This is a genomic window from Microbispora sp. NBC_01389, from assembly GCF_045040095.1.
GTDB lineage: Bacteria > Actinomycetota > Actinomycetes > Streptosporangiales > Streptosporangiaceae > Microbispora.
Window position 1 is genome coordinate 3,813,688 of record NZ_CP109552.1, and the last position, 23,977, is coordinate 3,837,664.

Here is a 23,977-nt window from a genome sequence, read left to right on the forward strand (position 1 = left end):
ATTCTACGGCCGCCCGTTCAGCCCGCCCGTTCAGCCCGTGCGGTCAGAAGGGATGGCCGAGCGCGGCGAGGGTCTCCCGGGCGACCTGAAGCTCCTCGCGGGGCCGTACGACGAGGACCGGCACCCGGGCGCCTTCCGGGCTGACAACGCCGTCCCGGTACACGCCGCCGACGGCGGGAGGCGCCACGCCGATCGGCGACAGCCTCCGGCACACCGCCTCGCGCACCTCGGGCTGGTCCCAGCCGATCTCGCCGGTGAACACGAGCGCGTCGAGCCGGTCCAGGGCGGCGGTCGAGGCGGCGATCTCGCGGCTCACCCGGTGGGCGAACACGTCGAGCGCCAGCGCGGCGGCCGGGGCGCCCGACGCGACGAGGTCGCGGGTGTCCCCGGACAGGCCGCCGGAGAGCCCGAGCAGCCCGGACGAGTGCTCCAGCCCGTCGCGCAGCTCCTCCAGGGTGAGCCGCGATCCGGACAGCAGCCACAGGAGCATGCCGGGGTCGACGCTGCCCGACCGCTTGCTCATCGGCACCCCCTCCAGGGGCGTGAACCCCATGGAGGTGTCCACGCTCCGCCCGGCCCGTACGGCGCACACCGAGCAACCGCCGCCGAGATGCGTGACGACGAGCCGCAGGTCCTCGCGCCCGAGCAGCTCCGCCGCCCGCCGGGCCGCCCAGGCGTACGACAGCCCGTGGAAGCCGTACCGGCGCAGGCCCCAGCGGCGCCGCCACTCGGCGGGCAGCGCGTACGTGGCGGCGGCATCGGGCAGCCCCGCGTGGAAGGCGGTGTCGGGGCAGAGCACGTGGGGCACGGACGGCAGCACCCGCCGGGCCGCCTCGACCAGGGCGAGCGCGGGCGGCACGTGCAGCGGCGCGAGGTCGGCGTAGCCGCGCACCGCCTCCACCACGCCGTCGTCGGCGACCGTGGGCGCCCGCACGGCCTCCCCGCCGTGGACGAGCCGGTGACCGACCGCGGTGATGCCCCCACCAGCGCCGGAGAGGGCGCCGGAGAGGAAGTCCGACAGCGTGCGCTCCGCGGCGGCGGGGTCGGGGCTCTGCTCGCTGTGCTCGCTGCGCAGCACCCGGCCCTCCCGCACCAGATGCAGCTGGAGGCTGGAGGAGCCGGCGTTGACCGTGAGCACGACCGGTGTCATGGCGATCCGTCTCCCCGCCGTCACGCCCCGCAAACACGGCGGGCTCAGGCCGCTGTAACTGCCATGTAGGATTTCGGCAGTCACGTACCGGAATGCGGTACTGCAGTGCGGTACCGCGATGTGAAGGCGTAACCGTGAACTTCAACAGTCACACCGACGCGGTGGTGGTCATCGCCGTCGGCCTGGTGAACGCGCTGACGGCGGGCGAGGCGCGGGGGCGTCCGTACGCGCCGCCCGCGGACGGGGCACGCGCCGAGGTCGTCGCCGAGATCCTCGACGCGGGTCGCGGCGGATCCGTCGCGATCGGCGAGACGGAGGCCGGCGAGCTGGCGGAGACGGCGCGGGCGCTGCGCGGCGTGTTCGAGGCGGTGGCACGCGGGGACGTCGACACGGCGGCGCGCACGGTGAACCGCCTGCTGGCCGAGACGGACGCCCGGCCGCACCTCGACCGGCACGACGGCGAGCCCTGGCACCTGCACTTCCACGGCGCGGGCGGCACGCTCGCGGGCAACTACGCGGCCGGCTGCGCGACGGGCCTCGCCGTCGTGCTGGGCAGCGACCTGCACGACCGGCTTGGGGTGTGCACCGCGCCGCACTGCGACCGGGTGTACGTGGACACCTCCCGCAACGGTACCCGCCGCTTCTGCTCGACCGCCTGCCAGAACCGCGTCAAGACCGCCGCCTTCCGGGCCCGCGGCGCCTGACGCACGCGAGGGCCGTCGCGAGCGGCGCCCGGATGAGCGGTCAGGCCTCGGCGGGCTCGACGTCGGCGACCACGCAGGAGATGTTGTCCGGGCCGCCGCCCTCGTTGGCCAGTTCGATCAGCCGGGCGACCGCCTCCCGGGGATCGGCGACCGTGCTGAGGACGGTGTGCAGCGCCTCCGCTTCGAGGACGGCGGTCAGGCCGTCGGAGCACAGCAGGTAACGGTCGCCCGGGTACGCCTCCCGCAGCGACAGGTCGGGCTCGGCCAGGCCGCTCGTCTCCAGCGCCCGCAGCAGCAGGGACCGCCGCGGGTGACGGGCCGCCTGGTCGGGGCTCATCCGCCCGTCGTCCACCAGCGACTGCACCAGGGTGTGGTCCCGCGTGATCTGGTAGAGGGCGCCGTCCCGCAGCATGTACGCCCGGGAGTCGCCGACGTGGGCCAGGGCGAACCTGCCCTCGCCGTCCCACAGCATGGCCGTGACGGTCGTGCCCATCCGTTCAAGGGCGGGGTCCTGCGCGGCGAGGTCGCCCAGGCGCTGCCCGGCCTCGCGTACGGCGTCCGCCAGGGCGGCGACCGGGTCGCCGGGAGCGGGATCGTCCTCCAGGCGGGCCAGTTCGGAGATGACGGCGGCGCTGGCGACCTCGCCGTGTCCGTGGCCGCCCATTCCGTCGGCGATGGCGAGCAGGCGCTCGCCCGCGTGCACCGAGTCCTCGTTGTTGGCACGCGAGCGTCCCACGTCCGACCCCGCGGCATACCGAATGCGGCTGTGCGTCATGGTTTTGAGTAAACCATTGGTTGAGTCACTTCACAAGCATGGTGCTACCCTCGTGTTCATGGATCACGAGGCCCCGGTGGAGGCCGGCGTCGAAGCGACCGTGAACGCGGGTGACATCGCCCGGCTGGCCGACGTCGGCAGGGCCGCGGTCAGCAACTGGCGCCGCCGGTACGACGACTTCCCCCAGCCCGTCGGCGGAACCGCCTCCAGCCCGCTTTTCTCGCTGCCCGAGGTCGAGGCGTGGCTGCGCCGGAACGGCAAGTCGTTCGAGGTCTCCCAGGGCGACCGCGTCTGGCAGCGGCTGCGCGCCTCGGCCGACGACCTGCGGCTGGGCGAGGTGATCCGGGAGGCGGGGGCCTTCCTGCTCTACGTCCAGCGCGACCCCGGCGGCTGGAAGCGGCTCGCCAGGTCCGCCGACCTCGCCGTACGGCTCCCGCGTGCCGTGGCCGAGGCGACCGGCGACCTGTTCCCGGGGGACACGCCGAGTGCCGAGCCCGGGCTGCTCCGCCTGGTCGCGGCCATGGCCGAGCGGCACGGCGCGGCCGCGACGTTCGAGTTCCTGTGCGAGCGGTACGCCGAGGCGCACAGCCGCAGGCTCGCGCTGACCCGGCCCGACGTGGCCGCCCTCATGACCCGGCTGGCCTGCGCGGAGGCGCGGACCGTGCTCGATCCCGCCTGTGGCATGGGAACGCTCCTGCTCGGCGCCGCGGAGGTCATGACCGGCCCGGCCGGGGCGGTCGGCTCAACCGGGGCGGGCGACGCGGCGGACGCGGTGCGGCTCCTCGGCCAGGACGCCAACGAGACGGCGGCCGCCCTGGCCGCGCTGCGGTTGCTGCTGCGCGGGCGGGACGCCCGGATCGTGCCCGGGGACGCGCTGCGAAACGACGCCTTCCCGCCGGAACGGCCGGTCGACGCGGTCGTGTGCGACCCGCCGTTCAACGAGCGGGCCTGGGGACACGAGGACCTCGTCGGCGACCCCCGCTGGCAGCACGGCATGCCGCCGCGGGGCGAGTCGGAGCTCGCCTGGGTGCAGCACTGCCTCGCCCACGTGCGGCCCGGCGGGCTGGTGGCGATCCTGATGCCGGCCGCCGCGGCGAGCCGCCGCCCGGGCCGGCGGATCCGCGCGAACCTGCTGCGGGCGGGCGCGCTGCGCGCCGTCTTCACGCTGGCCGCCGGAGGGCCCGACCTGTGGCTGCTGCGCAGGCCGGAGCCGGGCGAGCGGGGGCCCGCCACGATCGTCGTGGGCGACGCGGGCGACGACCCGGAGTCCGTCGAGCGGTGCTGGCGGGCCCACCTCGCCGAGGCCGAACCGCCGCGCGGCGGCCGCGTCGTCCGGATCATCGACATCCTCGACGACGAGGTGGACGTGAGCCCGGCGAGGCACCTGTCTCCGCGCGTCGACACCCGGGGCTTCCCCGCCGCACGGGAACGCTTCCGGGAGGTGTCGGCGGCCCTGGCCGACGGCCTGCCGGACCTGGAGGTGCTCACCGGAGGTGGGGCGGGCTGGGACGTCTCCTGGTCGACCGTGGCCGAGATGGCCAGGGCCGGGCTGGTCACCATCCGCCATTCGCCGCTGAGAGCTCTCCCGGACGGCGAAACCCCCGAAACCCCCGAAACCCCCGAAACCATCGACGCCTCCGGGGACGCTGAGAACGGGGAGGACGGCGTGCCCGTGCTGACCGCCGACGACCTGGCGGCCGGGGCGGCCGGGGCGACGGGGGCGGCGGGGGCGGCGGGGGCGCCAGGAACGACGGGGGCCGCGCCGGCGCGGCGGATCGCCCCCGCCCCCGGCCTGGTCGCCGTACGGCCCGGGGACGTCGTGGCGTCCGCGGTCACCGCCCGGGTGGTCACGACGGACGGGGCGGTGCTCGGCCCGCATCTCAGCCTGTTCCGGGTCGATCCCGGCAAGGTGGACCCCGAGTTCCTCGCCGGATTCCTGCGGTACGCGGCGGGTGGGGGCCGCCCGCACCCGGGCAGCGGCCGGGTGGAGGCGCGCCGGGCCCGCGTCCCCCAGCTTCCCCTGACCGCCCAGCGGGCGTACGGCGCGGCCTTCCGGCGGCTGCTCGCGCTGGAGGACGGCCTGCGGGAGGTGGCGGCCGCCGGGGAGGCGCTCGCCCGCCTCGGTGTCGAAGGGCTGGTCGGCGGACGTCTTCGCCCGCGCGGGTAACGGTGTAGCTTTTTCCCCGAAAGGTCGACGGGAGGGGCGCATGGTCATCGGCGACCGGTATGAGCTGGACGACCTCCCCCTGGGCCAGGGTGGCATGGGCGCCGTGTACGGCGGCCACGACCGGCGGCTCGACCGCAAGGTGGCGGTGAAGTTCCTGCGCCTGCCCGACGGCCCCGACGAGGAGCTGCAGCGCCGGTTCATCCGTGAGGCGCGCATCCTGGCCAAGCTCGACCATCCAGGGGCGCCGGTCCTGTACGACTTCGGCACCTACGAGCAGCGCCTCTTCCAGGTCATGCAGTTCATCGAGGGCGTGACCGTGGCCGACCTGCTGAGCGAGCACGGCCCGCTGCCGGTGCCGTGGGCGGCGGCCGTCGCCGCCCAGGCCTGTGCCGTGCTGACCGCCGCGCACAAGCTGTCGATCTGCCACCGGGACCTCAAGCCGACCAACCTCATGCTCTGCCCGGACGGCAGCGTCAAGCTCCTCGACTTCGGGCTCGCCATGCTCCGCGAGGCGGACCGCGCGGGGGTGACGGCCCAGTTCACCCGGATCGGGCAGATCCTCGGCACCCCGGCGTACATGTCGCCCGAGCAGATCCAGCGCGGGGTGGCCGGGCCGAAGAGCGACCTCTACTCCCTCGGCTGCGTGCTGCACGAGATGCTGACGGGCAGGCAGCTGTTCACCGGGCCCACCGAGTACGCCGTGTTCGACAAACAGGTGAAGGAGCGGCCGCCCCGCGTGCCGGGGGTCCCCGCCGCGCTGGACCGCCTGGTCGCCGAACTGCTGGAGAAGGACCCGGACCGGCGCCCGTCCGACGCGTACGCGCTGTTCGAGCGGCTGCAGCCGTTCGCGGTGGACCTGCCCCCGCTGCCCGGCTTCCTCAACCCGTCGTCGGTGCCGAGCCCCGGGCGCATGTACGCCCAGATGGTCGGCCGCGTCCGCTAGACGTCACCGGGAGCCCGCTCAGTGCCCCCTTCAGCCCGCCAGGAGGTGAGCACCTCGTCGACCCGGGAGCGGATCCGCTCGCGGGCGGTCATCCGCGGCACCCCCGACATGAGCAGCGTGTCGTACTCGGTGTCCAGGTGACGCACGCTCGCGACGACGGCGAGCGTGACGGCCCCCTCGTCCAGCGCGCGGGCGGCGGCGGTGCGGCCGACCCGTCCGCTGCCGCGCACGGCGGCGTGCCCGGCGATGGCCTCGGCCCGCCCGGCGGGACAGCGGGGGAACAACCGGCGGATCTCCGCGGCCATCCGGTCCCGGAACCCGGCGTCCTCGTCGGCCCGGCGCTCGCGGTCGCGCTCCCGGCGGCGCAGCCGCACCTCCTCGTCGGCCAGGCACTGCTCCTCGGCCCGCGCCAGCGCCTCCTCCTCCACGAGGACGCCGAGCCGCTCGTACCTCTTGCGCCGCCGGTTGAAGCGGACCACGACGGCCGACAGCCCGCTCTCTTTCTTGGCGCGGCGGCTCAGCGCCGCGTTCCCCGCGGGCAGCAGGCACAAATGGTCCATGTCGGCGCAGGTCAGGCAGTGGGGCGCGTCGTCCTCCATGATCAGATACGGCCCGCTCTCCCCGCAGCCGGCGCAGGTCCACGCCTCCAGCGGCGCGACGACCACGAGGTCGGGGGCCCGGTCCTGCCGTTCCTCGATCTGCCGCCGCCGGGCCTCGCTCAGGTCGGGGGACAGCCAGTGCATCCGGAAGGCGCGCTCCATCTCCTCGCCGCCCGCGGCGGTGAAGCGCAGGGGCCGCCGGTCGCGGGTCCCGGCCGTGTACGCCGCCTCGCTCTCCAGCAGGTTCCGCGACCGGGCCCACTCCCGCAGATGCGACAGGGCCTCCTCCATCCGGTCCGCGTCCACGGCGGCCAGCCGTTCGAGGCTGTCCACGCGGCCCTGCCGCCAGGTCTGCACGTGACGGTCGTGCAGCCAGCGCAGGCCGGTGAGGACGTCGATGGGGGTCACGTATCTGCGGGTGGCCAGGGCGATCTCCGCCGCCTGGGCCACCCGTCCGCCGAGCTTGCTACGCACCCCTCCTAGATTGCCCTATGCGGGGAGTGCGGGTGCGGCGGTTCACGGCGGCGAGCAGCCCCACGGCCGCGAGGCTGGAGATCGTGGCCGACCCGCCGTACGAGACGAACGGCAGCGGCAGCCCGGCGACGGGCAGCAGGCCCATCGTCATCCCCACGTTGACGAACGTCTGGAACGCCAGCCAGCACACCACTCCGCCGGCCAGGACCGTGCCGAACGGCGAGGGGCTCCGGGCCGCGATCCACAGCCCCCGCCACAGCAGGGCGAGCATCAGCAGGATCACGCAGGCGCCGCCGAGGAAGCCGAGCTCCTCGCCGGCGACCGTGAAGATGAAGTCGGTGTGCTGTTCGGGCACGAAGTGGCCGGCCGTCTGCTCGCCGTGGAACAGGCCCTTGCCGAGCAGCCCGCCCGAGCCGATGGCGATCCTGGACTGCGTGGCGTTGTAGCCCATGCCCATCGGATCGGCGTCGGGGTCGGCCAGCACCATCAGCCGCTGGAGCTGGTAGGGCCGGATGAGGTCGAGCCGCCACACCAGCAGCACCCCGGCGGCCCCGGCCGCGGCGAACGCCGCGAACCACCTCTTGGGCGCGCCGGAGACGGCGATCATCCCGAAGGTGAGGACCAGGAAGACCAGGGCGGTGCCGTGGTCGGGCTGCAGCGCGATCAGGCCGACCGGCACCGCCGCCACCCCCAGCGCGAGCAGCACCGCCCCCGCGCCCGGCCGGCGCTCCCCGTCGCGCAGCTCGCCGAGGACCGTCGCGAGCGCGAGCAGCGTGGCCGCCTTGGCGAACTCCGACGGCTGGAACTGCAGGCCGTCCCCGAGGACGATCCAGGCGTGCGAGCCGTTGATCGTACGGCCGAGCGGGGTCAGCACGGCGACCAGCCCGGCGAGCCCGAGCAGGTAGAGCAGCGGCACGTAGGCCCGCAGCAGCCGCAGGTCGATCCGTGAGACGGCCCACATCAGCACCACGCCGATGCCCACGCTGACGGCCTGCCGTTCCGGCAGGGTGGAGCCCGGCCGGCCGCGGGTGGCCGACCACACCAGCAGCAGCCCGATCGCCGACAGCGCGACGGCGGGCAGCACCAGCCCCAGGGCCGGGAGGGAGACGCCCCCCGAGGCCCGCCGGCGGGTCGCGCGGGCTGATGGCAGCCGTACGGGCAGGGGACCCAGTGCTGTCATCGCCCACCCCCCTTCTTGTGCTTGCTGTCCTTCTTGGCGGGCTTCTTGTGCTTGTCGTGGTGGGTGAGCGCGTCGATGCCCTCCCAGATCTCCCTGGCCGCGGGGGCCGCCGTGGTCCCGCCCGTGCCACCCTGCGACACCACGACCACCACGACGTACTTCGGGTTCTTCGCGGGGGCGAAGGAGGCGAACCACGAGGTGTCCTGCCTGCCGTACGCCTCGGCGGTGCCGGTCTTGCCGGCCACCGGGAAGCGCTTGAGCGGGAACCCCGCGAACGCGCCGGCCGCGGTCCCCTCGCGCGGCACGCCGGCCAGCGCGTCGCGGATGAAGCGCAGCGTCCTGCGGGAGACGTCGATCTTTCCCACGACCGGCGGGGCGATGGTGCGCACCACCGTGCCGTCGGGGCGCTCCATCCGCTTGCCGATCCTCGGGCTGAAGACCGTGCCCCCGTTGGCGAGCGCGGCGTAGCCCCGGGCGAGCTGGAGCGGCGTCACCAGCACGTCGCCCTGGCCGATGGAGAAGTTGGCCGCGTCCCCGGCCCACCAGACCCCGCCGGAACGGCAGTTGTCGGCCGCGAGCGCCTTGAGGTAGGCCGCCCGCTTCCGGTCGGACTCCTCCGGATAGCCGCTCTTGGCGCGGCGGCAGGCGTCGGCCCGGGTCCGCTCCCAGTTGGCCTTCTTCCAGGCCCGGTCGGGCACCCTCCCGGCGGCCTCGTGCGGCAGGTCGATCCCGGTGGGCGCGCCGAACCCGAACTCCTTCGCCATCCCCTGCATCGGGTCTTTGGGCCGCTTCACGGGCGTGAGGCCGCCGTCGCGCTTCCACATGCGCTCCGCGAAGCGGTAGAAGATCGTGTCGCAGGAGACCACCAGGGCCCGCCGCATGTCCATGCGGCCCAGTTCGGCGCTCTCGAAGTTGTGGAACACCCGGCCGCCGATCCGGTAGCCGCCCGGGCAGTCGTAGGAGTCCCGCAGGCCGTAGCCCGCCTTCGCCGCCGCGGCCGTCGAGGTGACCTTCCACGTCGACCCCGGGGCCCACTGCCCCTGCACCGCGGCGCTGATCAGCGGCAGGTCCTCGTAGGCGCGCTGGGAGATGCCGCCGGCCCACACGACGGGGTCGTAGCTGGGGTAGTCGGCGATCGCCGTCACCCGCCCGGTCTTCGCCTCCAGCACGACCGCCGCGCCGCTGTCGGCGGGCTCGCCGCGCCCGCGCGCGCCGGTCACCGCCCGGGCCAGCGCCCGTTCGGCCAGGTCCTGGATGCGCGCGTCGATGCTGGTCACCAGCGTCTCGCCGGGCACGGCGGCCTCCTCGCGGATCAGGCCGGTGACCTTGCCGGTGCTGTCCACCGCCACCTCCCTGATCCCGGTCCGGCCGGCCAGGTCGCGGTCGTACCGCGCTTCGAGGCCGTCGCGGCCGATCAGCTCGGGGCCCCCTTCGGGGTCGTCGGGGGAGGGCGGCTGCAGATAGCCGAGGACGTGCGCCGCGGCCGGGCCGAGCGGATAGGTCCGGACCGGCCGCAGCGCCGTGCTGACGCCGGGGAACTCGTTCTGCCGCTCCGCAATCCACAGCGCCGTGCGCACGCTGACGTCGTCGGCGACGACGATCGGCTGGTACGGCGAGCCGGGCCAGCACGGCCGTGGCACGTTCCTGCCGCACAGCCTGGCCCGGTCGGCGAGCTCCTGGTACGGCCGGCCCAGGGCCCGCGCCAGCCGGGTCAGCACGTCCGTCCCGCCGTCCGGTTGGTGGAGGAGGGCCATGTAGTCCACCGACACCTGCGGCCGGGTCTCGTTGGCCACCAGCGGCCGGCCGCGCACGTCGAGGATCTGGCCGCGCACGGGCGGCAGGACCACCGAGCGCACCCGCGACTCCGTCGCGGCCCTGGAGTACGACGAGCCGGTGACCACCTGCAAGTACCACAGGCGGCCGAGCAGGGTCAGCATGAGCGTGGTGACCACGACGAACACCACCGTGAGGCGTCCCCGGCCGGCGTTGCCCCGGACGCCGCCGGGGGCGCTCCCGCGGGCGCCGCTACGCACGCCGTCCCCCGCGCGCGTAGAGGGGGCGGGAGGCCGGCACCCGGCCGAAGGACCGGCGGCGGGGGAGGAGGGCGAGCCCGGCCGTCACGAGGGCCGCGCCGCCCGTGGTCCAGGCGATCGCGCCGGGGGCGAGCGCGGCGGCCCAGGGCGTCCCGTCCAGCAGGGCCGCGAGCACGCCCCCGGCGAGCGACGCGCCGAGGGCCACGACGGCGGTGCCCGCGACACGGCGCCCGGCCCCGTCGTCGGCGGGGATCCGCGTGGACACCCAGCCGGCCAGGCACAGCACCAGTGCGAGCCGTCCGATGGTGTGGTCGGCGGGCGGGGCGACGTCGGCGGCCAGGCCCGCGGCGAACCCCATGAGCGCGCCCGCCCCCGCTCCCGCTCCCGTGCGTGACCCCGTGCGTGACCCCGTGCGTGACCCCAGCGCCGGCGCGAGCGCGATCACGCAGATCAGCACGATGTCGGGCACTCCGCCGGGGAGCGACCACCCGTTGACCACGGTGACCTGGAGCACCGGCGCGGCGAGGACGAGGAGCACCGACAGGATGACCGCCCTCATCACGCCCCCTCCGCGTGCCCGGACGAGTCCTTCTTCTTCGTTTTCTTCTTTTTCTTGGACTTCTTGGACTTCTCGGGCGTCTTTTCGGGCTGCTGCTGGGTCGTGGGAGCGTCCGCCGCCGTGTCCGGGACGGCCTGGCCGTCCGGCCCGGCGTCCGGCAGCGGCCCGAGGACGACCGTGACGTTCTCCAGCGCGGTGAAGCGCGCGAAGGGGCGCACGAGCGCGGTCCTGGTCAGGGCGTCCGGCGCCGGCTCGACACTGATCACGGTGCCGATCGGCACGTCGGGCACGAACGGCCGCAGGTCGCGCGAGCCCAGCGTCACCACCCGGTCGCCCGGCTTCACGTCGGCCGAGGGGTTGAGCAGGCCCAGCCGCAGCAGGCCGTGCTCGGGCACGCCGGTCACCAGGCCGACCTCTCGCGAGCCCTCAAGGCGGGCGCCGACGGACGCGCCGGAGGCGGTGGCGAGTTGCACCGTCGCCGTCCCCGGGCCGGTGCGCAGGACCCGGCCGACCAGCCCGTCGCCGTCGAAGACCGTCATGTCGGGGGTGACCCCGGCGCCGGCCCCGGCGTCGATGGTGACGGTGCCGTCCCGGCCGAAGCCGACGGCGTGGGCCGAGACGACCTGGTAGCCGTTCCCCTGGGCCGGGGACGGGGTGGCCCGGCGGACGGCGAGCAGGTCGGCGCGCAGCCGGGCGTTCTCCCGTTCGAGGTCCTCCAGGCGGCCCGCGCCCGACGCCCAGCGGACGCCGGAGGACGCCGCGTCCTCCAGCCCGCCGTAGACCGCCGACCCGAACGCCCGCAGGGGATCCAGCGGGGTCACCGTGTCGGCCGCGATCAGCGCGACGGCGGCGAGCGCCAGCAGCACGGGCACCCGGCGACCCGGGCGACCCGGATGAGCCGGGCGGCCTGGGTGACCTGGCATCCTCATCTGCGGGTTTCGGGGAGGAACATGTCCCGCATGTCGTCGAACCGCTCGGTGCAGCGGCCCGCGCCCAGCACGACCGACTGGAGCGGCTGCTCGACGAGGTGGATCGGCATGCCGACCGCCTCTTCCAGCCGCCCGGCGAGGCCTTCGAGCAGCGCCCCGCCGCCGGTCAGCACGATCCCGTTGTCGATCAGGTCGCCCGCGAGCTCGGCCGGGCACTGGTCCAGCGTGGTCTGGACGGCGTCGACGATCGTCTGGACCTGGTCCTCGATGGCCTCCCTGACCTGGCCCCTGGTGATCGTCGCCGTCTTGGGCAGGCCGGTGACCAGGTCGCGGCCCCGGATCGGCCGCGTCGCCGTGTCGTCGCCGCCCGGCCGGGCGCTGCCCATGGAGATCTTGATGTGCTCGGCCGTGCGCTCACCGAGCAGCAGGGAGTGCTCCTTCTTGACGTAGTTGACGATCGCCTCGTCGAGCTCGTCGCCGCCGACCCGCACCGACTTCGACACGACCACCCCGCCGAGCGAGACGATCGCGACCTCGGTGGTCCCGCCGCCGATGTCCACGACCATGTTGCCGGTCGTGTCGCCCACGTTGAGGCCCGCGCCGATCGCCGCCGCCATGGGCTCCTCGATGATGTGGACGCGCCGGGCCCCCGCCTCGTACGCCGCCTCGCGCACCGCGCGCTGCTCGACGCTGGTGGTGCCGCTCGGCACGGCGACGACGACGCGGGGCTTGGCCAGGTAGCGGTTCCGGTGCGCGAGCTGGATGAAGTGCCGCAGCATGCGCTCGGCGGCGTCGAGGTCGGCGATCACGCCGTCCTTGAGCGGGCGCAGAGTCGCGATGTGGGGCGGGGTCCGCCCGATCATCTCCTTCGCCGCGGTCCCGACGGCCACGATCCGGTCGCTGTGCAGGTTGATCGCAACGACCGAGGGCTCGTCCAGGACGACGCCCTTCTTGCGGACGTACACCAGCGTGTTGGCCGTACCGAGGTCGACCGCCATGTCCCGGCCGAGCAATCCCCACGGGAAACCCATCGGCGACCAGCTTTCAGAGAGGAGGGAGAGCACGCGTGATCGCTGCCCGCCGCCCCCGCCTCTGAAACAGAACACATCCGCACGAATGCGGGCCGCTAGGTGACGCTGAGATAGAGGTCCCTCGCCAGCTTCGTCACCCGTTCGGCCGACTTCGTGAAGGACGCCCCCGAGGGCTGCAGGGTGAGCACGACCATGATCAGCCGGTCGCTGATCATGCCTGTAGTGTGGAGCACCGGACGGCCGAAATCAACCGGTTCGCGGCCCATCGTGACCGGCCCGATACGGTACGACGCGGCCTTCGCGCGGGCGCACCGGACCGGGGGCACGGAGCCGTAGCCGGACCATCCCTGCTTGATCGCCCAGGGCCGGGGAACGGCGCGGGGAATGCCGAAATACTGGTCGAAGCCGTCGCTCGCGCACCGCCACGCCTGGCGCAGGTTGCCCAGGACGAAGTCGCGGACGCGGGGTTCGGCCCGCTTCAGCAGATACCGGTAGACGAGAGCGATGTCGGCCGCGCTGATGGCGGTGTAGCCCCAGAAGCCGGGTTTCGCCGCGGGCGGCGGAGAGGTTTCGGACAGGCCGATCCGGCGCGCCATCCGCCGGACGATCTCCCCCTGACCCCCGCGCTTCCACAGGGCGGTGGCCGCGTCGTCGTCGCTGCCGCGGAGCATGGGGGTCAGCAGCGCCCCGTCCCGGGCGGGGATCGCGCCCCGGTGCCGCTCCAGGTAGTCGGTCGCGATGAGGATCTTCACCACCGACGCCGACCGGAACCGGTGGTGCGCCAGGCGCTGGGCGATGGTCCTGCCGGTGGTCAGGTCCACCACCGAGTATCCCGCCGTGACCCCGGCCGGCACCCGCACCGGTTTCGCCGACGCCTGCACTGACGCCTGCACTGACGCCCGCGCCGATGTCCCTGCCGACGTCCCTGCCGACGCCCGCGCCGACGACTTCGCGGCCGCCTGGGGCGCGGAGTTCGCTGAGTTCGCGGGGGTCGCGGGGGTCGTGGGGGCGCCGTTCGCGGCGCATGCCGTCAGGAGCGCCGTGAGCACGACGGCCACGGCTGTGGATGCGGGGGTGGGTGCGGCGGTTCTCGATCGCGTCACCCGACCATGACTACCAGACGTGATTACCAGACCGTGCGGACCGTGATTACCGGACCGAACGGATCAGCGTCCGTCGAGGAGGGGACGCCTGGGGTCCCAGCGGGTGCCCTCGGCGGCGTCCCTGCGGCGCCGGGCGATCGCCGACAGCGCCTCCAGGACGACCCGGTTGCCGAGATAGGCCGTGATGTCCGCGTGGTCGTACGGCGGAGCAACCTCGACGATCTCCAGCCCGACGACGGGCAGCTCGTAACAGGTCCTCCGGACGGCGTCGAGAAGCTGGCGGGCCGACAGACCGCCCGGCTCGGGGGTGCCGGTGCCCGGCGCGTGGCCCGGGTCGCAGACGTCCACGTCGACCGACAGGTAGACCCCGTCGCAGTCGTCCAGCGCGATGGCGTACGCCTCGGTGAGGCACTCGTCGAGCCCCCTGGCGACGATCTCGGTCATCTCGTATGACCGCATCCGCTGACCGGCCATCCAGTCGAGGATCTCCGGGCCGGGCCAGTAGCCGCGCAGGCCGATCTGCAGGAAGCGGTCGCCCCGGATCGCGCCCGACTCGATCAGCCGCCGCATCGGCTGCCCGTGGCCGTGCAGATGGCCGAACTCGATGTCGCCGGTGTCCGCGTGCGCGTCGAAGTGGATCATGGAGACGCGCCCGAAGCCGTGGTGCCGCGCCACGCCGGTCGCGTCGGGCAGGGCGATCGTGTGGTCGCCGCCGAGGACGACGGGCACGGCCCCGGAGGCCGCGATGCGGGCGACGGCGTCCTCGATCGCGCGCAGGCTGCCCTCGATGTCGCCGGCGTAGGTCTCCACGTCTCCGGCGTCCAGCACCCGCAGGTCCTTGAGGGCGTCCACGCGCAGCGCCAGGCTCGGGCGGGAGCCGTCGTGGGGGAGATAGCACGTCTGGCGGATGGCGTTCGGGCCGAAGCGGGCCCCCGGGCGGTGTGAGGTGCCGCCGTCGAACGGCGCGCCCAGGATCACGACGTCGGCTCCCGCGTAGCCGGCCGGGTCGTCGAGGTCGCACCGCTCGACCCCGAGGAAGGTGATGTCGGGGCCGAACATCTGGCCGTAGCGGCTCATCCCACTCCTACGTCTTACCGGTCTTATCGGACACTAGAGTCTATTGATTGACAGAACCGGCACGTTCGAGGAACGGGTCGAGCAGGCCGGGGGTGCCCACGGCGGCGAGGCGCAGCGCCTCGGCGAGATCGACGTCGCGCACCTGGTAGCTCTGCGCCCCCGCCGCGGTGGTCGCCGTCAGCGTCGCGAGGCCCGCCCGCCGCTGGAAGAACGACCGCTCGACGGTCCAGCCGATCACGCCGTCGCACCGCAGCGCGACCCGGCGGCGGACGAGCGCGCCCCATCGGGTCACCAGGTATCCCGAGGTCAGGGCGTGCCCGAGGGAGCGGTAGCGGTCGGCGGCGAGCAGCGCGGTCACCGGCAGCAGGGCGGCGGCGGTGAGCCACGGCCACGAGGGCAGCCCGGCCCACGCCCACAGCGCGAGCAGCGCGAGCAGGACGGGCCCGTGCACGCCGTACGCACGGGTGAAGCGGCGGCGCAGCGCGGCCGGCCCGTGCGGAGTGAGAGGCCCGGTGAGTGGTCCGGTGAGTGGCCCGGTGAGAGGCCCGGCGAGAGGTGCGGTGGCCGGCGACGGGCCGCCGGTGGCGCCGGGCGCGTGGGACAGCACGAGCCCGGCCACCGCGACGGCCTCCGCGCGGGGCGCGGGCGGCAGCAGCGTCGAGCCGCCGCGCTGGCCGCGTTCCTTCGAGCGCAGGCCGGTCGTCACGGCGGACAGCCGGGCGCCGCGTACGGCCCGCAGCAGCAGCGGCTCGTCGATCTCGACCCCCCGCAGCCGCCGTTCCTCGATGGTGGTGGCCCGCCTGGTCAGCAGGCCCCGGGTCACGTGGAGGGTGCCCTCGGCGTGCCGGGTGAGCCGGAAGTTCCCGTACGCCAGGACGTAACCGAGCGTGGACGCGACGCCCACGAACACCACGAGCGCGAGCAGCACCGTCGCGATCTCCAGCGCCAGCGACATCGCGCTGAACCACCGCCAGGTCTCCCGGACCGGCCCCACCCGGTCGAGGTCGATGTTCCCCTCCGAGACCAGGCGGGACGCGAAGCCGCCGACGACGCCCACGGTGACCAGCCCGGACATGGTGAACGGCCCGAACCTGACCCACCCGGGGCGCATCCGCGCGAGCTCGGTCTCCCCGGTGGCGCCGCCCATCGGCGTGCTCCCGGCGTACGGCGGCACCGGAGACGCCCCGGGAGACTGTGCAGTGGGGGACTGGGCGGCGGGGGACTGGGCGGCGGGGGAGCGGTGCAGCAGTTCCACGCGCAGGCGGGCGGCCTCGGCGGCGCTCAGCGCGTCAAGCTTGAGCCGGCTGTCGTGCCTGCGGTCGGAGGTGCCCGTCCCCACCTCCACCCGGGCGAGGCCGAGCACGCGGTGCAGCACGTGGGAGGTGACGTCGACCGTGCGGACCCGGTCGCGGGGCACGGTCAGCACCTTCCGGTTCAGCAGCCCGCGCCTGACCTGCACCTGCTCCGGGGAGATCCGGTACGTCGTGGTGAACCAGCGGAGCATGCCGAACAGGACCGTCAGGCCGACCCCCGCGGCGCTCCACAGGTGACCCTTCCCGCCGCTGCTCGTTCCCGCCACCAGCAGACCGAGCAGGGCCGGGGCGGCCCGTACGACCTCCTGGACGGGGTGGACCAGCAGCATCCGCGGGCTGAGCCGCCGCCAGCCGGGCTCGGCCGGGCCGCCCTCGGGACCGCTTACAGGACCACTGGCGGGAGCACTGGCGGGGCCACTGACGGGATTACTGACGGGACCACCGGCGGAATCGCTCATGGGGCCGCTCACGTCGCGTCGCCCGCCGTCGCCTGGGCGTTGGCGGTGAGTTCGGCGACCAGGCGCTGGGCCGTGTCCCGGTCGAGGCCGCCGACCTTGATGGGACCGGCGGCCGAGGCCGTGGTGACGGTGACGTTGGCGAGACGGAAAAGCTGCTCCAGCGGGCCGCGCTCGCTGTCCACCGTCTGGATCCGCGAGACCGGGGCGATGCGCCACTCCTGCCGGAACCAGCCCGACTGGGTGAAGACCGCCGCCGGGGTGGCCTCCCAGCGGTGCACCCGGTAACGCCACTGCGGCATGACCGTGATGTGCGCCGCCGCGACGACGGTGGTCGCGGCGAGGCCGATGACGTGCGCGGAGAGCGGCACGCCGTGCTTGTCGGCCACCAGCCAGATCACCTGGGCCGCGAGGAGGATGAGCCAGCCGAAGGCGGCCCGCGCGGCCCAGTACCAGATGGCGGTGCGGCTCACGCGGTGCCGAGGGAGTCGAAGGGTTGGGACGTCCACGCCTCAACTCTGCCCGATCGTCCGCGTCCCGGCGCATCGCCCCCCGGCTCGCGGATCAGAGGGCGGGCAGGAGCTCGCGAACCGGGAACGCCGCCTGCTCCTCCGCCGCGGGACGCATGATCTGGGCGGCCCTCCCGTGCGTGAGATCGACTCCACGGCCGTCCTCGGTGGGCGGTCAGGCCATCTGGTGCTGCTCGGAGCTGAGGGGGGCGGCGATGTCCTCCAGCGAGCGCCGCGCGGCCTCCACACCCATGAACCACTGCACCAGCCCCGCCGCGATCATCAGTACGGCGCCGATGACGTAGCCGACGACGACGTTGCCCACGTTCTCGCTCTCCACCAGGCGGCCGAACAGCACCGGCCCGATGATGCCGCCGAGCCCGGTGCCGACCGCGTAGAACAGCGCGATGGCGAGGGCCCTGGTCTCCATCGGGAAGATCTCCGAGACCGTCAGGTAGGCGCTGCTCGCCCCGGCAGAGGCGAAGAAGAACACCACCATCCAGCAGATCGTGAGAGTCACCGGAGAGAGCACCTGCGCGTCGAACAGCGCGGCGGTGCCGAGCAGGAGCAGGCCGGACAGCACGTAGCTGCCCGCGATCATCGTGCGGCGGCCGATCGTGTCGAAGAACCGGCCGAGCAGGACCGGGCCGAGGAAGTTCCCGATCGCGATCGGGACGAGATACCACGGTGTGCTGCCGTCCGGCACCTTGAAGAAGGTCGCCAACACCAGCGCGTACGTGAAGAAGATCGAGTTGTAGAGGAACGCCTGGCCGACGAACAGCGACAGGCCGACCGTCGTGCGCTTGGGGTAGCGCCGCAGCAGTGTCGCCGCCACCTCCGTCAGCGGGGTGCGCTCACGCTGGGTGATCCTGATCTCCCGGTGCGCGGGTTCGAGCGTCTTCCCGCTCTCGTCGCGGACCTTCGTCTCGATCTCCCGGACGATCTCCTCGGCCTCCCGTTCCCGGCCGTGGATGAACAGCCAGCGTGGACTCTCCGGCACCGTACGGCGGACCAGCAGGATGGCCACGCCGAGGATGGCGCCCAGCCCGAACAGCAGACGCCAGCCGAGCCCCGCCGACAGCAGGCTCGTGTCGAGCGCCGGGATCGCGATGAGGGCGCCGAGCGCCGTGCCCAGCCAGAAGGAGCCGTTCACCACCAGGTCGACCGTGCCGCGCACGCGGGCCGGGATGAGCTCGTCGATCGCCGAGTTGATCGCGGCGTACTCGCCTCCGATGCCGGCGCCGGTGAAGAACCGGCACAGGTAGAAGTACCAGGCGTCGTGGGCGAAGGCGGTGGCCACGGTGGCGGCGAGGTAGAGGGCGAGCGTCACCAGGAAGAGCTTCTTGCGCCCGGACCGGTCCGTCAGGTGGCCGAAGAAGAGTGCGCCCAGGCAGGCTCCCGCGACGTACACGCCGGCGGCGACGCCGACCTCGCTGTCGCTGAGCCCCAGCCCGCTGCTCGGGTCGGTGATGCGCGGGCCGATGACCCCGACGATGGTCACCTCGAGCCCGTCGAGAATCCAGACGGTGCCGAGCCCGATGAGCACGAGCCAGTGCCAGCGAGCCCAGGGGAGCCGATCCAGCCGCGCGGGAATGTCGGTGCTTATCTGCGCCATATCGTCCCCTTCTTCGGAAGATATGGCGCCCGACTACCCGATATCGGGCCGGAAATTCACGTCAGACCGTCCTGGCGCCTTCGCTTCCCACGCCTCCGGGCGGGGGGACGACGCCGTCGTGCCCGAGCTCGAACCACACGCAGACTCCGGCGCGGCTGGCCGACACGCCCCAGTGCCGGGTGAACAGGTCCACCAGGTGGACGCCGCGCCCCGGCGTGAGGTCGGGAGACGTCCAGCAGCCGCAGCCCTGCGTGGACAGCGTGACCCGGGCGGCTCCGGGAGTGGCCAGGACCGACACGCCGTAGCCCGGCGGCCGGCCGCAGGAGTCGGCGTGCCGCAGGGACTCGGCGATCAGCTCGCCGGTCAGCTGCACCGCGTCGTCCCGGCAGGGGTGGCCGTCGCCGAGGCGGGCGGCCACGAACCGCCGGGCGGCCCGCACCTGGGACGGGTCTCCCGAGAAGGGGCGTGAGATCGCGATTCTCCCCGAGAGGTTGAGAATTGTCATCCCGTGATAACTCCCTGTGCACCCGCCTGCCGTCGGGGAATCGAAACCCATGTGAGACTGCGTTCATCCTGCACTTTGCAATTCGGCTCCGCAATATGGCGAATGCGATTGCCTGGTTTCCTATCGTGGGATAAGGGGCAGCACGCCGCATGGGAGGAGGGGGCGGGCCGGCGATCCGGCTCCGCCCGCGGTCCTGTCCTGAGCCCGCCTCCGGCCTTTGCGGACGGGCCGGTATGGGGGTCGTCTCACCGGGCAGGAGACCTGGCATGCGAAGAGAAGACGGTCGCTATATCGATATCGACGCGGACGAGCCGGACATCGCCGGCGAGTGGATGCCGTCCGAGACGGATCCGCCGAACGCGAAGCCGGACGACGGGAACCCGGACGAGCACTGGGAAAAGCCGACAGAGGTGTGAGGAGAACGGTGATGACGATGGGAGTCGACCCCCGGGACCTGGGCGACGAGGATCTGCTCCGCGAGCTGCGCCATCTGCACGAGACCCGGAGCGACACGTTCTTCCACGGGTCGGACGACGCGCTGGAGCGCCACACCTCCCGGACGCGGGAGCTGGAGAGCGAGTACCTCGACCGCTACCCGGACCGGCAGGTCGATCCGGAGCGGCTGCGGGAGGGGGCGAGGCAGCGCAGCGCGTGAGGAGGAGCCCGGGCGACGGTGGGGCCGGTGAGGCCCGGCCGGCCCATGCGACGGGGACGGCGGCGGTGGTGCGCCACACCGCGCGCCTCGCCCGTGTCGCCGGGGCCGGCCGGGGGTCCATGGGGTGTGACCCGGGTCAGGAGCAGGCGCTCCCGAGTTCCTGGGTCGCCTGGGTGGCCTTCTGGCCGAACTCGCTCAGCTTGGCCGCGGCGGCCGGGTCCGACAGGTCGATCTTGAAGGAGCCCCACGAGTCGGCCATGCCGGCGAGCGCCACCTTCAGGTCGCCGTCGGCCTTGCCGGACAGGTCCTTGAGCTGGGCGGCCAGGTCGCCGGTCGCGGTGTTGAGGCCCTTGATGTCGCCGGCCGCGGCGGCGGCCTTGGTGCTGTAATCGGTGAACGCCTTGACGGCCTCCTCGCAAACGGCCGTCTGGCCGCCACCGCAAGCGGCGGTCAGGGTGAGAAGGGTGGACGCCGCGACGACGGCGAGGCTGTTCCTGAGGATGTTCATGACGCCTTCCTGAGCGCGATCTGCAACGCGCCGGACACTACGGACGGCCCCTTTCGCTCCGCTTACAAGCCGCTTGCAGCGCCGACGGGCGTCGTCGGGAGCGGTGTTCGGAGACGGGGGACTCAGGCAGGGGGCCTGTCCGCCGCGGAGACGGTGGACAGCTCGACGGTGCAGAAGGCGCAGCGCCGGGCGGCGAGGGGGATGTCCGACAGGCACTCGGGGCACTGCTTCTCGGTGGCCTCCTTCTTTGTCTCGAAGAGCGCCAGGAAGCGGGTCATCGGCAGGACGACCAGCCAGTAGACCACCGCGGCGACGATCAGGAACGACAGCAGGCTGTTGACGAAGTCGCCGTACTTGAACTCCGCGCCGTTGAGGGTGAACGTGTAGCCGGAGAAGTCGGGCTCCCGGCCTCCGGTTATCGCCGCGATCAGGGGCGTGACGAGGTCCTTGACGAGGGCCTGGATCAGCCCGCTGAACGTCGCGCCCACGACCACGGCGACGGCGAGCTCCACCAGGTTGCCCCGCATCAGGAACTTCTTGAATCCGCTCATGAGGAAACGAGGTATCGGGTTTTGCCACCGCTATTCAAGGGCTTGACGCGAGTCAGGGGGCAGTGCTAAATCCTTTCGTCGCCGGGAGGGACCGGGCCGGGCGGTGAGGTGCCGATCAAGGAACTGTGCCGATCAAGGAACTGGGCCGCCCAAGACCGGGCGGCCCGCCGGGCGGGCGAAACAGACGATTATTTCGGTCCCGGTCGGGGCGCTTTACGGACACGCCTCGACTCTCCTACTTGACACCCGACAACAGAAAGTTGTTCTGGGAGCGCTCCCAAATCAGGTACCAGTAGAGCGGGCGAGCGCCGCCTCGACGCCGTCCAGCGCGTGGTGCAGCTCCTGCTTCAGCACGAGTGGCAGCCGTCCCTCGCCGTAGCGGACCTCCAGTTTGGTCCGCACCTCGGTGAGTCCCTGTCCCGCCGCCACCGCGTTGCGCAGCACCTGCTTGAGGTCGAGCGCCACATCGTCGTCGATGTCATGGGTGGCCTCGGCGCCGTCCACGAGCAGCGTGAACCGGCGCACCGCGGTCTCGACCGCCAGGTAGGGGGCGGGAGTGGCCAGGGGCAGCGTGGTCACGCCGGGTTTGCGGGTGACCGTCGCGCGCGGCTGGGCGGAGTTGCCGCCGTACCGGCTCTTGACCCTGGTCTTCGTCGCGGAGGGGGAGGGGGAGGGCCCGTGCGGGCGGGCGGGGTCGGTCGCCGGCTTAGCGGTGTGCCGGGCGACCGGTCCCGCCGTGTGGCGGGCTTCGACCAGGGGTTCGGCCATGGGTTCGGCCATGGGGTCGGCCACAGGCTCGGCCACCGGTTTGACGCGCGCGGCCGACGGCGTGGCGATGGCCTGCGCCGGCTGCGCGATGGCCGGGTTGAGCACGACGGCGGCGCCGAGGCCCTGGCCCCCCGACTGGGAGACCCACAGGATGCCGCCGAGAGCGGCGGCTCCGACGGCGGCGGCGCCCCAGCCCGCGCCTCGCGGTCCCGGCGGTTTGCGCACCGCGGCCAGCGCCGCGGCGACCGCGCGGGCGCTCGGCCGGTCGGCGGGATCGCCGGACAGACAGCGCCGGCACAGGTCGGCGACCTCCTGCGGCAGGCCGGGCACCCCTTCGGGGACCGGCGGCGGACCGTCCCGCCGTGCCGCCTCGATCGCCTCCCAGGTCTTCTCGGGATACGGCAGGTAGCCGGTCAGCATCTCGAACAGCAGCACGCCGAGCGCGTAGACGTCCACCGCCGGGTCGGCCGTCGTCCCCCTCAGCCGCTCGGGGGCGACGTAGGGCGGCGTGCCGAAGTCGGCCACCAGCTGGTCGTCGGTCTCGCCGATGAAGGCGGCGATGCCGAAGTCGAGCAGCTTGGGCCCGTCGGCGGCGAGCAGCACGTTCTCCGGGGTGACGTCACGGTGGACGATGCCCCGGTCGTGCGCCGCCGCCAGCACCTGCGCCAGCCCGGCGGCGATCTGCGTCGCCTCGGCCCAGGGCAGGGGGCCCTCCATGATCCGGTCGGCCAGCGACCGGCCCTCAAGCAACCGCATGACCACGAAGGACGCCAGCCTGCCGCCGTTCGTGACCGTCTCCCCGTAGTCGTAGACCTCGATCGCGTCGGGATGGATCAGCCGGGCGGTGGCCCTGGCCTCCCTGCGCATGAGTTCCCGGCCGGGGTTTTCGTCGTCGAGCGAGCCGTCCAGCACCTTGATCGCGACCATGCGCTGCAGTGACTGGTCGAAGGCACGCCAGATGACCGACATCCCGCCCGTCGCCAACCGCTCCTGGAGCAGGTAACGACGGGTCAGGATGTCGCCTTCTCTAAGCTCAGGCCGATTCACGAACCACCAGTTCCGTGGGGAGCACCGGATTGCCCTTGGGATTCTCCCCGTCCCCGAGTGTCATGAGAAGCAGTCGTGCGGCGAGCGTGGCCATTTCCTCGACGGGCTGCCGGACCGTGGTCAGAGTCGGCGACGTGTGCCGGGCCACCGGCGCGTCGTCGTACCCGATCACGGCCACGTCGTCGGGCACCTTGCGTCCGGCGCGGCGCAGCGTCTGCATGGCCCCGGCCGCCATCACGTCCGACGCCGCGAAGACGGCGTCGAGGTGCGGCGCCCGTTGTAGCAGCCACTGCATGGCGTGCGCGCCCGACGCGTGGGTGAAGTCGCCGTACGCCACGGGCATGTCGAGCACCCCCGCGTCGCGCAGCGTCTGCCGGAAGCCCTCCAGCCGGTCGCGGGCGGCCGGCAGGGTCGGCGGCCCGGCGATCGTGGCGATGTGCTTGCGGTTGTTGAGCAGCAGGTGCTCGGCCGCCTGCCGTCCGCCGTCACGGTTGTCCATGTCGACGAATGGCAGGTCGATGCCGTCTGGCGGCCGCCCGGCACAGCGCACCGGGACGCCAGACGCCGCCAGCGTTACCGCGAGGGGGTGCCGCGCTCGCGCTCCGATGAGGAGCACGCCGTCGACGGCGCCCGCGACCAGCGGTGGCGCGGCGATGGAGGCGGTCGCCGGGGTCGCGGTCATCATGACCATCGGCACCCCGTGCGTCGCCAGCACCTCCTCGCACGCGGACAGGAGCCTGGCATAGAACGGCTCGGTGAATAGGCGTGGACTGTGCTCGCAGACGACCGCGGCGATGATCTGCTCGGCCCGCCTGCCCGCCGCACCCCGAGGGGCGCGACGCCGGACATAGCCCAGACGCGACATCGCGTCATGGACCTGCCGACGGGTCGATGTGGTCACGCGTACCGAGCCGGTCAAGACCCGGGAAGCTGTTGCCGGGGAGACGCCGGCTGCGGCGGCTACCTCTGCGAGGGTGGGAAGATCGGCCATCCGGTCTCCTCGGCCCGAAGGGTCACACGGCTTGGGAGCGCTCCCAAGCGAAAGTATCACTGTTTCGCTCGTGTCAACAGAGGTTTCCTCGGTGTGAAACCTTTCGTAGAGTTTCGCTCCTGTTTGACATAGTTGGAGGCTAGAGCACTGGGGTTGCTTGGGGTAGTAGAAGTTCGGTTTGACCCTATATGTCCACCTTGTCCGTAAATTAGAGTAAATATGCCGTAAAGCGGGCGGGTCGGCGGATGGTGGGCGCCCGTTACGGCGTGGTGACGGTGGCGGTATGGCGGTAGGGTCCTCCGCCAGGAACCAGGGCCGGTGTGGCGCGGGGCCCGC

The 23,977-nt window shown here is 73.2% G+C and carries 24 protein-coding genes; 6 read left to right on the forward strand and 18 right to left on the reverse strand.

The features are described from left to right. Positions 1–43: 43 nt before the first annotated feature. Positions 44–1,150, reverse strand: a complete 1,107-nt coding sequence (locus OG344_RS17150) for an acetate/propionate family kinase (protein ID WP_405083975.1) — start codon at positions 1,148–1,150, stop codon at positions 44–46. A 134-nt stretch (positions 1,151–1,284) separates the two neighbouring features. On the opposite strand from OG344_RS17150, the gene OG344_RS17155 reads away from it, so the two are divergent. After that, positions 1,285–1,854: a CGNR zinc finger domain-containing protein gene (locus tag OG344_RS17155; protein ID WP_405083976.1), complete on the forward strand. Its 570-nt coding sequence runs from the start codon at positions 1,285–1,287 to the stop codon at positions 1,852–1,854. Between the two features lie 40 nt (positions 1,855–1,894). Here OG344_RS17155 and OG344_RS17160 read toward each other — a convergent pair whose 3' ends face one another. Beyond that, positions 1,895–2,590 (reverse strand): PP2C family protein-serine/threonine phosphatase, encoded by a 696-nt coding sequence (locus tag OG344_RS17160; RefSeq protein WP_405083977.1) that lies wholly within the window; start codon positions 2,588–2,590, stop codon positions 1,895–1,897. 97 nt (positions 2,591–2,687) lie between these two features. On the opposite strand from OG344_RS17160, the gene OG344_RS17165 reads away from it, so the two are divergent. Beyond that, entirely contained in the window at positions 2,688–4,796 is a 2,109-nt protein-coding gene (locus OG344_RS17165) for an N-6 DNA methylase (RefSeq protein ID WP_405083978.1), read from the forward strand. A gap of 40 nt (positions 4,797–4,836) precedes the next feature. Continuing rightward, positions 4,837–5,739, forward strand: coding sequence for a serine/threonine-protein kinase (locus OG344_RS17170; RefSeq protein ID WP_405083979.1), 903 nt, complete (start codon positions 4,837–4,839; stop codon positions 5,737–5,739). Here OG344_RS17170 and OG344_RS17175 read toward each other — a convergent pair. The 7 genes from OG344_RS17175 to OG344_RS17205 form a co-directional block, all read right to left on the reverse strand. Then, entirely contained in the window at positions 5,736–6,812 is a 1,077-nt protein-coding gene (locus tag OG344_RS17175) for a DUF2293 domain-containing protein (RefSeq protein WP_405083980.1), read from the reverse strand. The genes OG344_RS17170 and OG344_RS17175 overlap by 4 nt on opposite strands. Beyond that, positions 6,805–7,992, reverse strand: a complete 1,188-nt coding sequence (rodA, locus tag OG344_RS17180) for a rod shape-determining protein RodA (RefSeq protein WP_405083981.1) — start codon at positions 7,990–7,992, stop codon at positions 6,805–6,807. Before rodA ends, OG344_RS17175 begins: the two co-directional genes overlap by 8 nt. Continuing rightward, positions 7,989–10,025 carry a penicillin-binding protein 2 gene (mrdA, locus tag OG344_RS17185; RefSeq protein WP_405083982.1) on the reverse strand — a complete coding sequence of 679 codons (2,037 nt, stop codon included), beginning with the start codon at positions 10,023–10,025 and terminating at the stop codon, positions 7,989–7,991. The genes rodA and mrdA overlap by 4 nt, the downstream gene beginning before the upstream one ends. Continuing rightward, a complete protein-coding gene (locus tag OG344_RS17190; protein ID WP_405083983.1) occupies positions 10,018–10,584 on the reverse strand; it encodes a rod shape-determining protein MreD in 567 nt (188 codons plus the stop codon). The genes mrdA and OG344_RS17190 overlap by 8 nt, the downstream gene beginning before the upstream one ends. After that, positions 10,584–11,456 (reverse strand): rod shape-determining protein MreC, encoded by an 873-nt coding sequence (gene mreC, locus OG344_RS17195; RefSeq protein ID WP_405083984.1) that lies wholly within the window; start codon positions 11,454–11,456, stop codon positions 10,584–10,586. Before mreC ends, OG344_RS17190 begins: the two co-directional genes overlap by 1 nt. Before the next feature lie 53 nt (positions 11,457–11,509). Further along, on the reverse strand, positions 11,510–12,544 hold the full coding sequence (locus OG344_RS17200; protein WP_405083985.1) for a rod shape-determining protein: 1,035 nt from the start codon (positions 12,542–12,544) through the stop codon (positions 11,510–11,512). A gap of 95 nt (positions 12,545–12,639) precedes the next feature. Beyond that, positions 12,640–13,365, reverse strand: coding sequence for a hypothetical protein (locus OG344_RS17205; protein ID WP_405083986.1), 726 nt, complete (start codon positions 13,363–13,365; stop codon positions 12,640–12,642). Here OG344_RS17205 and OG344_RS17210 point away from each other — a divergent pair. After that, positions 13,352–13,657, forward strand: coding sequence for a hypothetical protein (locus OG344_RS17210; protein ID WP_405083987.1), 306 nt, complete (start codon positions 13,352–13,354; stop codon positions 13,655–13,657). The genes OG344_RS17205 and OG344_RS17210 overlap by 14 nt on opposite strands. Before the next feature lie 53 nt (positions 13,658–13,710). Here the strand turns inward: OG344_RS17210 and speB are convergent, their stop codons facing one another. The 5 genes from speB to OG344_RS17235 all read right to left on the reverse strand — a co-directional run bounded on the left by speB (position 13,711) and on the right by OG344_RS17235 (position 19,121). Beyond that, positions 13,711–14,724 (reverse strand): agmatinase, encoded by a 1,014-nt coding sequence (gene speB / locus OG344_RS17215; protein ID WP_327044297.1) that lies wholly within the window; start codon positions 14,722–14,724, stop codon positions 13,711–13,713. A gap of 40 nt (positions 14,725–14,764) precedes the next feature. Further along, on the reverse strand, positions 14,765–16,495 hold the full coding sequence (locus tag OG344_RS17220) for a PH domain-containing protein (RefSeq protein WP_405083988.1): 1,731 nt from the start codon (positions 16,493–16,495) through the stop codon (positions 14,765–14,767). Between the two features lie 8 nt (positions 16,496–16,503). Then, positions 16,504–16,965: a PH domain-containing protein gene (locus OG344_RS17225; RefSeq protein WP_405083989.1), complete on the reverse strand. Its 462-nt coding sequence runs from the start codon at positions 16,963–16,965 to the stop codon at positions 16,504–16,506. A 211-nt stretch (positions 16,966–17,176) separates the two neighbouring features. Beyond that, complete coding sequence (locus OG344_RS17230) at positions 17,177–18,616, reverse strand: MFS transporter (RefSeq protein WP_405083990.1); 1,440 nt, start codon at positions 18,614–18,616, stop codon at positions 17,177–17,179. A 61-nt stretch (positions 18,617–18,677) separates the two neighbouring features. After that, the gene (locus tag OG344_RS17235) at positions 18,678–19,121 is read right to left on the reverse strand and encodes an ATP-binding protein (RefSeq protein ID WP_327044301.1); all 444 of its coding nucleotides are present in this window, start codon (positions 19,119–19,121) and stop codon (positions 18,678–18,680) included. 266 nt (positions 19,122–19,387) lie between these two features. Between OG344_RS17235 and OG344_RS17240 the strand changes: the two genes are divergently transcribed. Together OG344_RS17240 and OG344_RS17245 are read left to right on the forward strand one after the other, a co-directional pair. Beyond that, complete coding sequence (locus tag OG344_RS17240; protein WP_405083991.1) at positions 19,388–19,537, forward strand: hypothetical protein; 150 nt, start codon at positions 19,388–19,390, stop codon at positions 19,535–19,537. Between the two features lie 11 nt (positions 19,538–19,548). Further along, positions 19,549–19,776: a DUF6158 family protein gene (locus OG344_RS17245; RefSeq protein ID WP_405083992.1), complete on the forward strand. Its 228-nt coding sequence runs from the start codon at positions 19,549–19,551 to the stop codon at positions 19,774–19,776. A 136-nt stretch (positions 19,777–19,912) separates the two neighbouring features. Here OG344_RS17245 and OG344_RS17250 read toward each other — a convergent pair whose 3' ends face one another. The 4 genes from OG344_RS17250 to OG344_RS17265 all read right to left on the reverse strand — a co-directional run bounded on the left by OG344_RS17250 (position 19,913) and on the right by OG344_RS17265 (position 23,641). Next, positions 19,913–20,284 carry a hypothetical protein gene (locus tag OG344_RS17250; protein ID WP_405083993.1) on the reverse strand — a complete coding sequence of 124 codons (372 nt, stop codon included), beginning with the start codon at positions 20,282–20,284 and terminating at the stop codon, positions 19,913–19,915. Between the two features lie 122 nt (positions 20,285–20,406). Further along, positions 20,407–20,835 (reverse strand): large conductance mechanosensitive channel protein MscL, encoded by a 429-nt coding sequence (gene mscL, locus OG344_RS17255; protein WP_405083994.1) that lies wholly within the window; start codon positions 20,833–20,835, stop codon positions 20,407–20,409. Between the two features lie 282 nt (positions 20,836–21,117). Further along, positions 21,118–22,650: a serine/threonine-protein kinase gene (locus OG344_RS17260; RefSeq protein ID WP_405083995.1), complete on the reverse strand. Its 1,533-nt coding sequence runs from the start codon at positions 22,648–22,650 to the stop codon at positions 21,118–21,120. Beyond that, complete coding sequence (locus OG344_RS17265; protein WP_327044315.1) at positions 22,637–23,641, reverse strand: LacI family DNA-binding transcriptional regulator; 1,005 nt, start codon at positions 23,639–23,641, stop codon at positions 22,637–22,639. Before OG344_RS17265 ends, OG344_RS17260 begins: the two co-directional genes overlap by 14 nt. Between the last annotated feature and the right edge of the window lie 336 nt (positions 23,642–23,977).

Bases quoted from the DNA above. Each gene is read 5' to 3' on its own strand.
- OG344_RS17265 (WP_327044315.1), bottom strand. From the start codon at position 23,641: ATGGCCGATCTTCCCACCCTCGCAGAGGTAGCCGCCGCAGCCGGCGTC.
- OG344_RS17245 (WP_405083992.1), top strand. From the start codon at position 19,549: ATGACGATGGGAGTCGACCCCCGGGACCTGGGCGACGAGGATCTGCTC.
- speB (WP_327044297.1), bottom strand. From the start codon at position 14,724: ATGAGCCGCTACGGCCAGATGTTCGGCCCCGACATCACCTTCCTCGGG.
- OG344_RS17150 (WP_405083975.1), bottom strand. From the start codon at position 1,150: ATGACACCGGTCGTGCTCACGGTCAACGCCGGCTCCTCCAGCCTCCAG.
- OG344_RS17190 (WP_405083983.1), bottom strand. From the start codon at position 10,584: ATGAGGGCGGTCATCCTGTCGGTGCTCCTCGTCCTCGCCGCGCCGGTG.
- OG344_RS17235 (WP_327044301.1), bottom strand. From the start codon at position 19,121: ATGACAATTCTCAACCTCTCGGGGAGAATCGCGATCTCACGCCCCTTC.
- OG344_RS17240 (WP_405083991.1), top strand. From the start codon at position 19,388: ATGCGAAGAGAAGACGGTCGCTATATCGATATCGACGCGGACGAGCCG.
- rodA (WP_405083981.1), bottom strand. From the start codon at position 7,992: ATGACAGCACTGGGTCCCCTGCCCGTACGGCTGCCATCAGCCCGCGCG.
- OG344_RS17230 (WP_405083990.1), bottom strand. From the start codon at position 18,616: ATGGCGCAGATAAGCACCGACATTCCCGCGCGGCTGGATCGGCTCCCC.
- OG344_RS17165 (WP_405083978.1), top strand. From the start codon at position 2,688: ATGGATCACGAGGCCCCGGTGGAGGCCGGCGTCGAAGCGACCGTGAAC.
- OG344_RS17200 (WP_405083985.1), bottom strand. From the start codon at position 12,544: ATGGGTTTCCCGTGGGGATTGCTCGGCCGGGACATGGCGGTCGACCTC.
- OG344_RS17220 (WP_405083988.1), bottom strand. From the start codon at position 16,495: ATGAGCGATTCCGCCGGTGGTCCCGTCAGTAATCCCGTCAGTGGCCCC.
- OG344_RS17170 (WP_405083979.1), top strand. From the start codon at position 4,837: ATGGTCATCGGCGACCGGTATGAGCTGGACGACCTCCCCCTGGGCCAG.
- OG344_RS17250 (WP_405083993.1), bottom strand. From the start codon at position 20,284: ATGAACATCCTCAGGAACAGCCTCGCCGTCGTCGCGGCGTCCACCCTT.
- mscL (WP_405083994.1), bottom strand. From the start codon at position 20,835: ATGAGCGGATTCAAGAAGTTCCTGATGCGGGGCAACCTGGTGGAGCTC.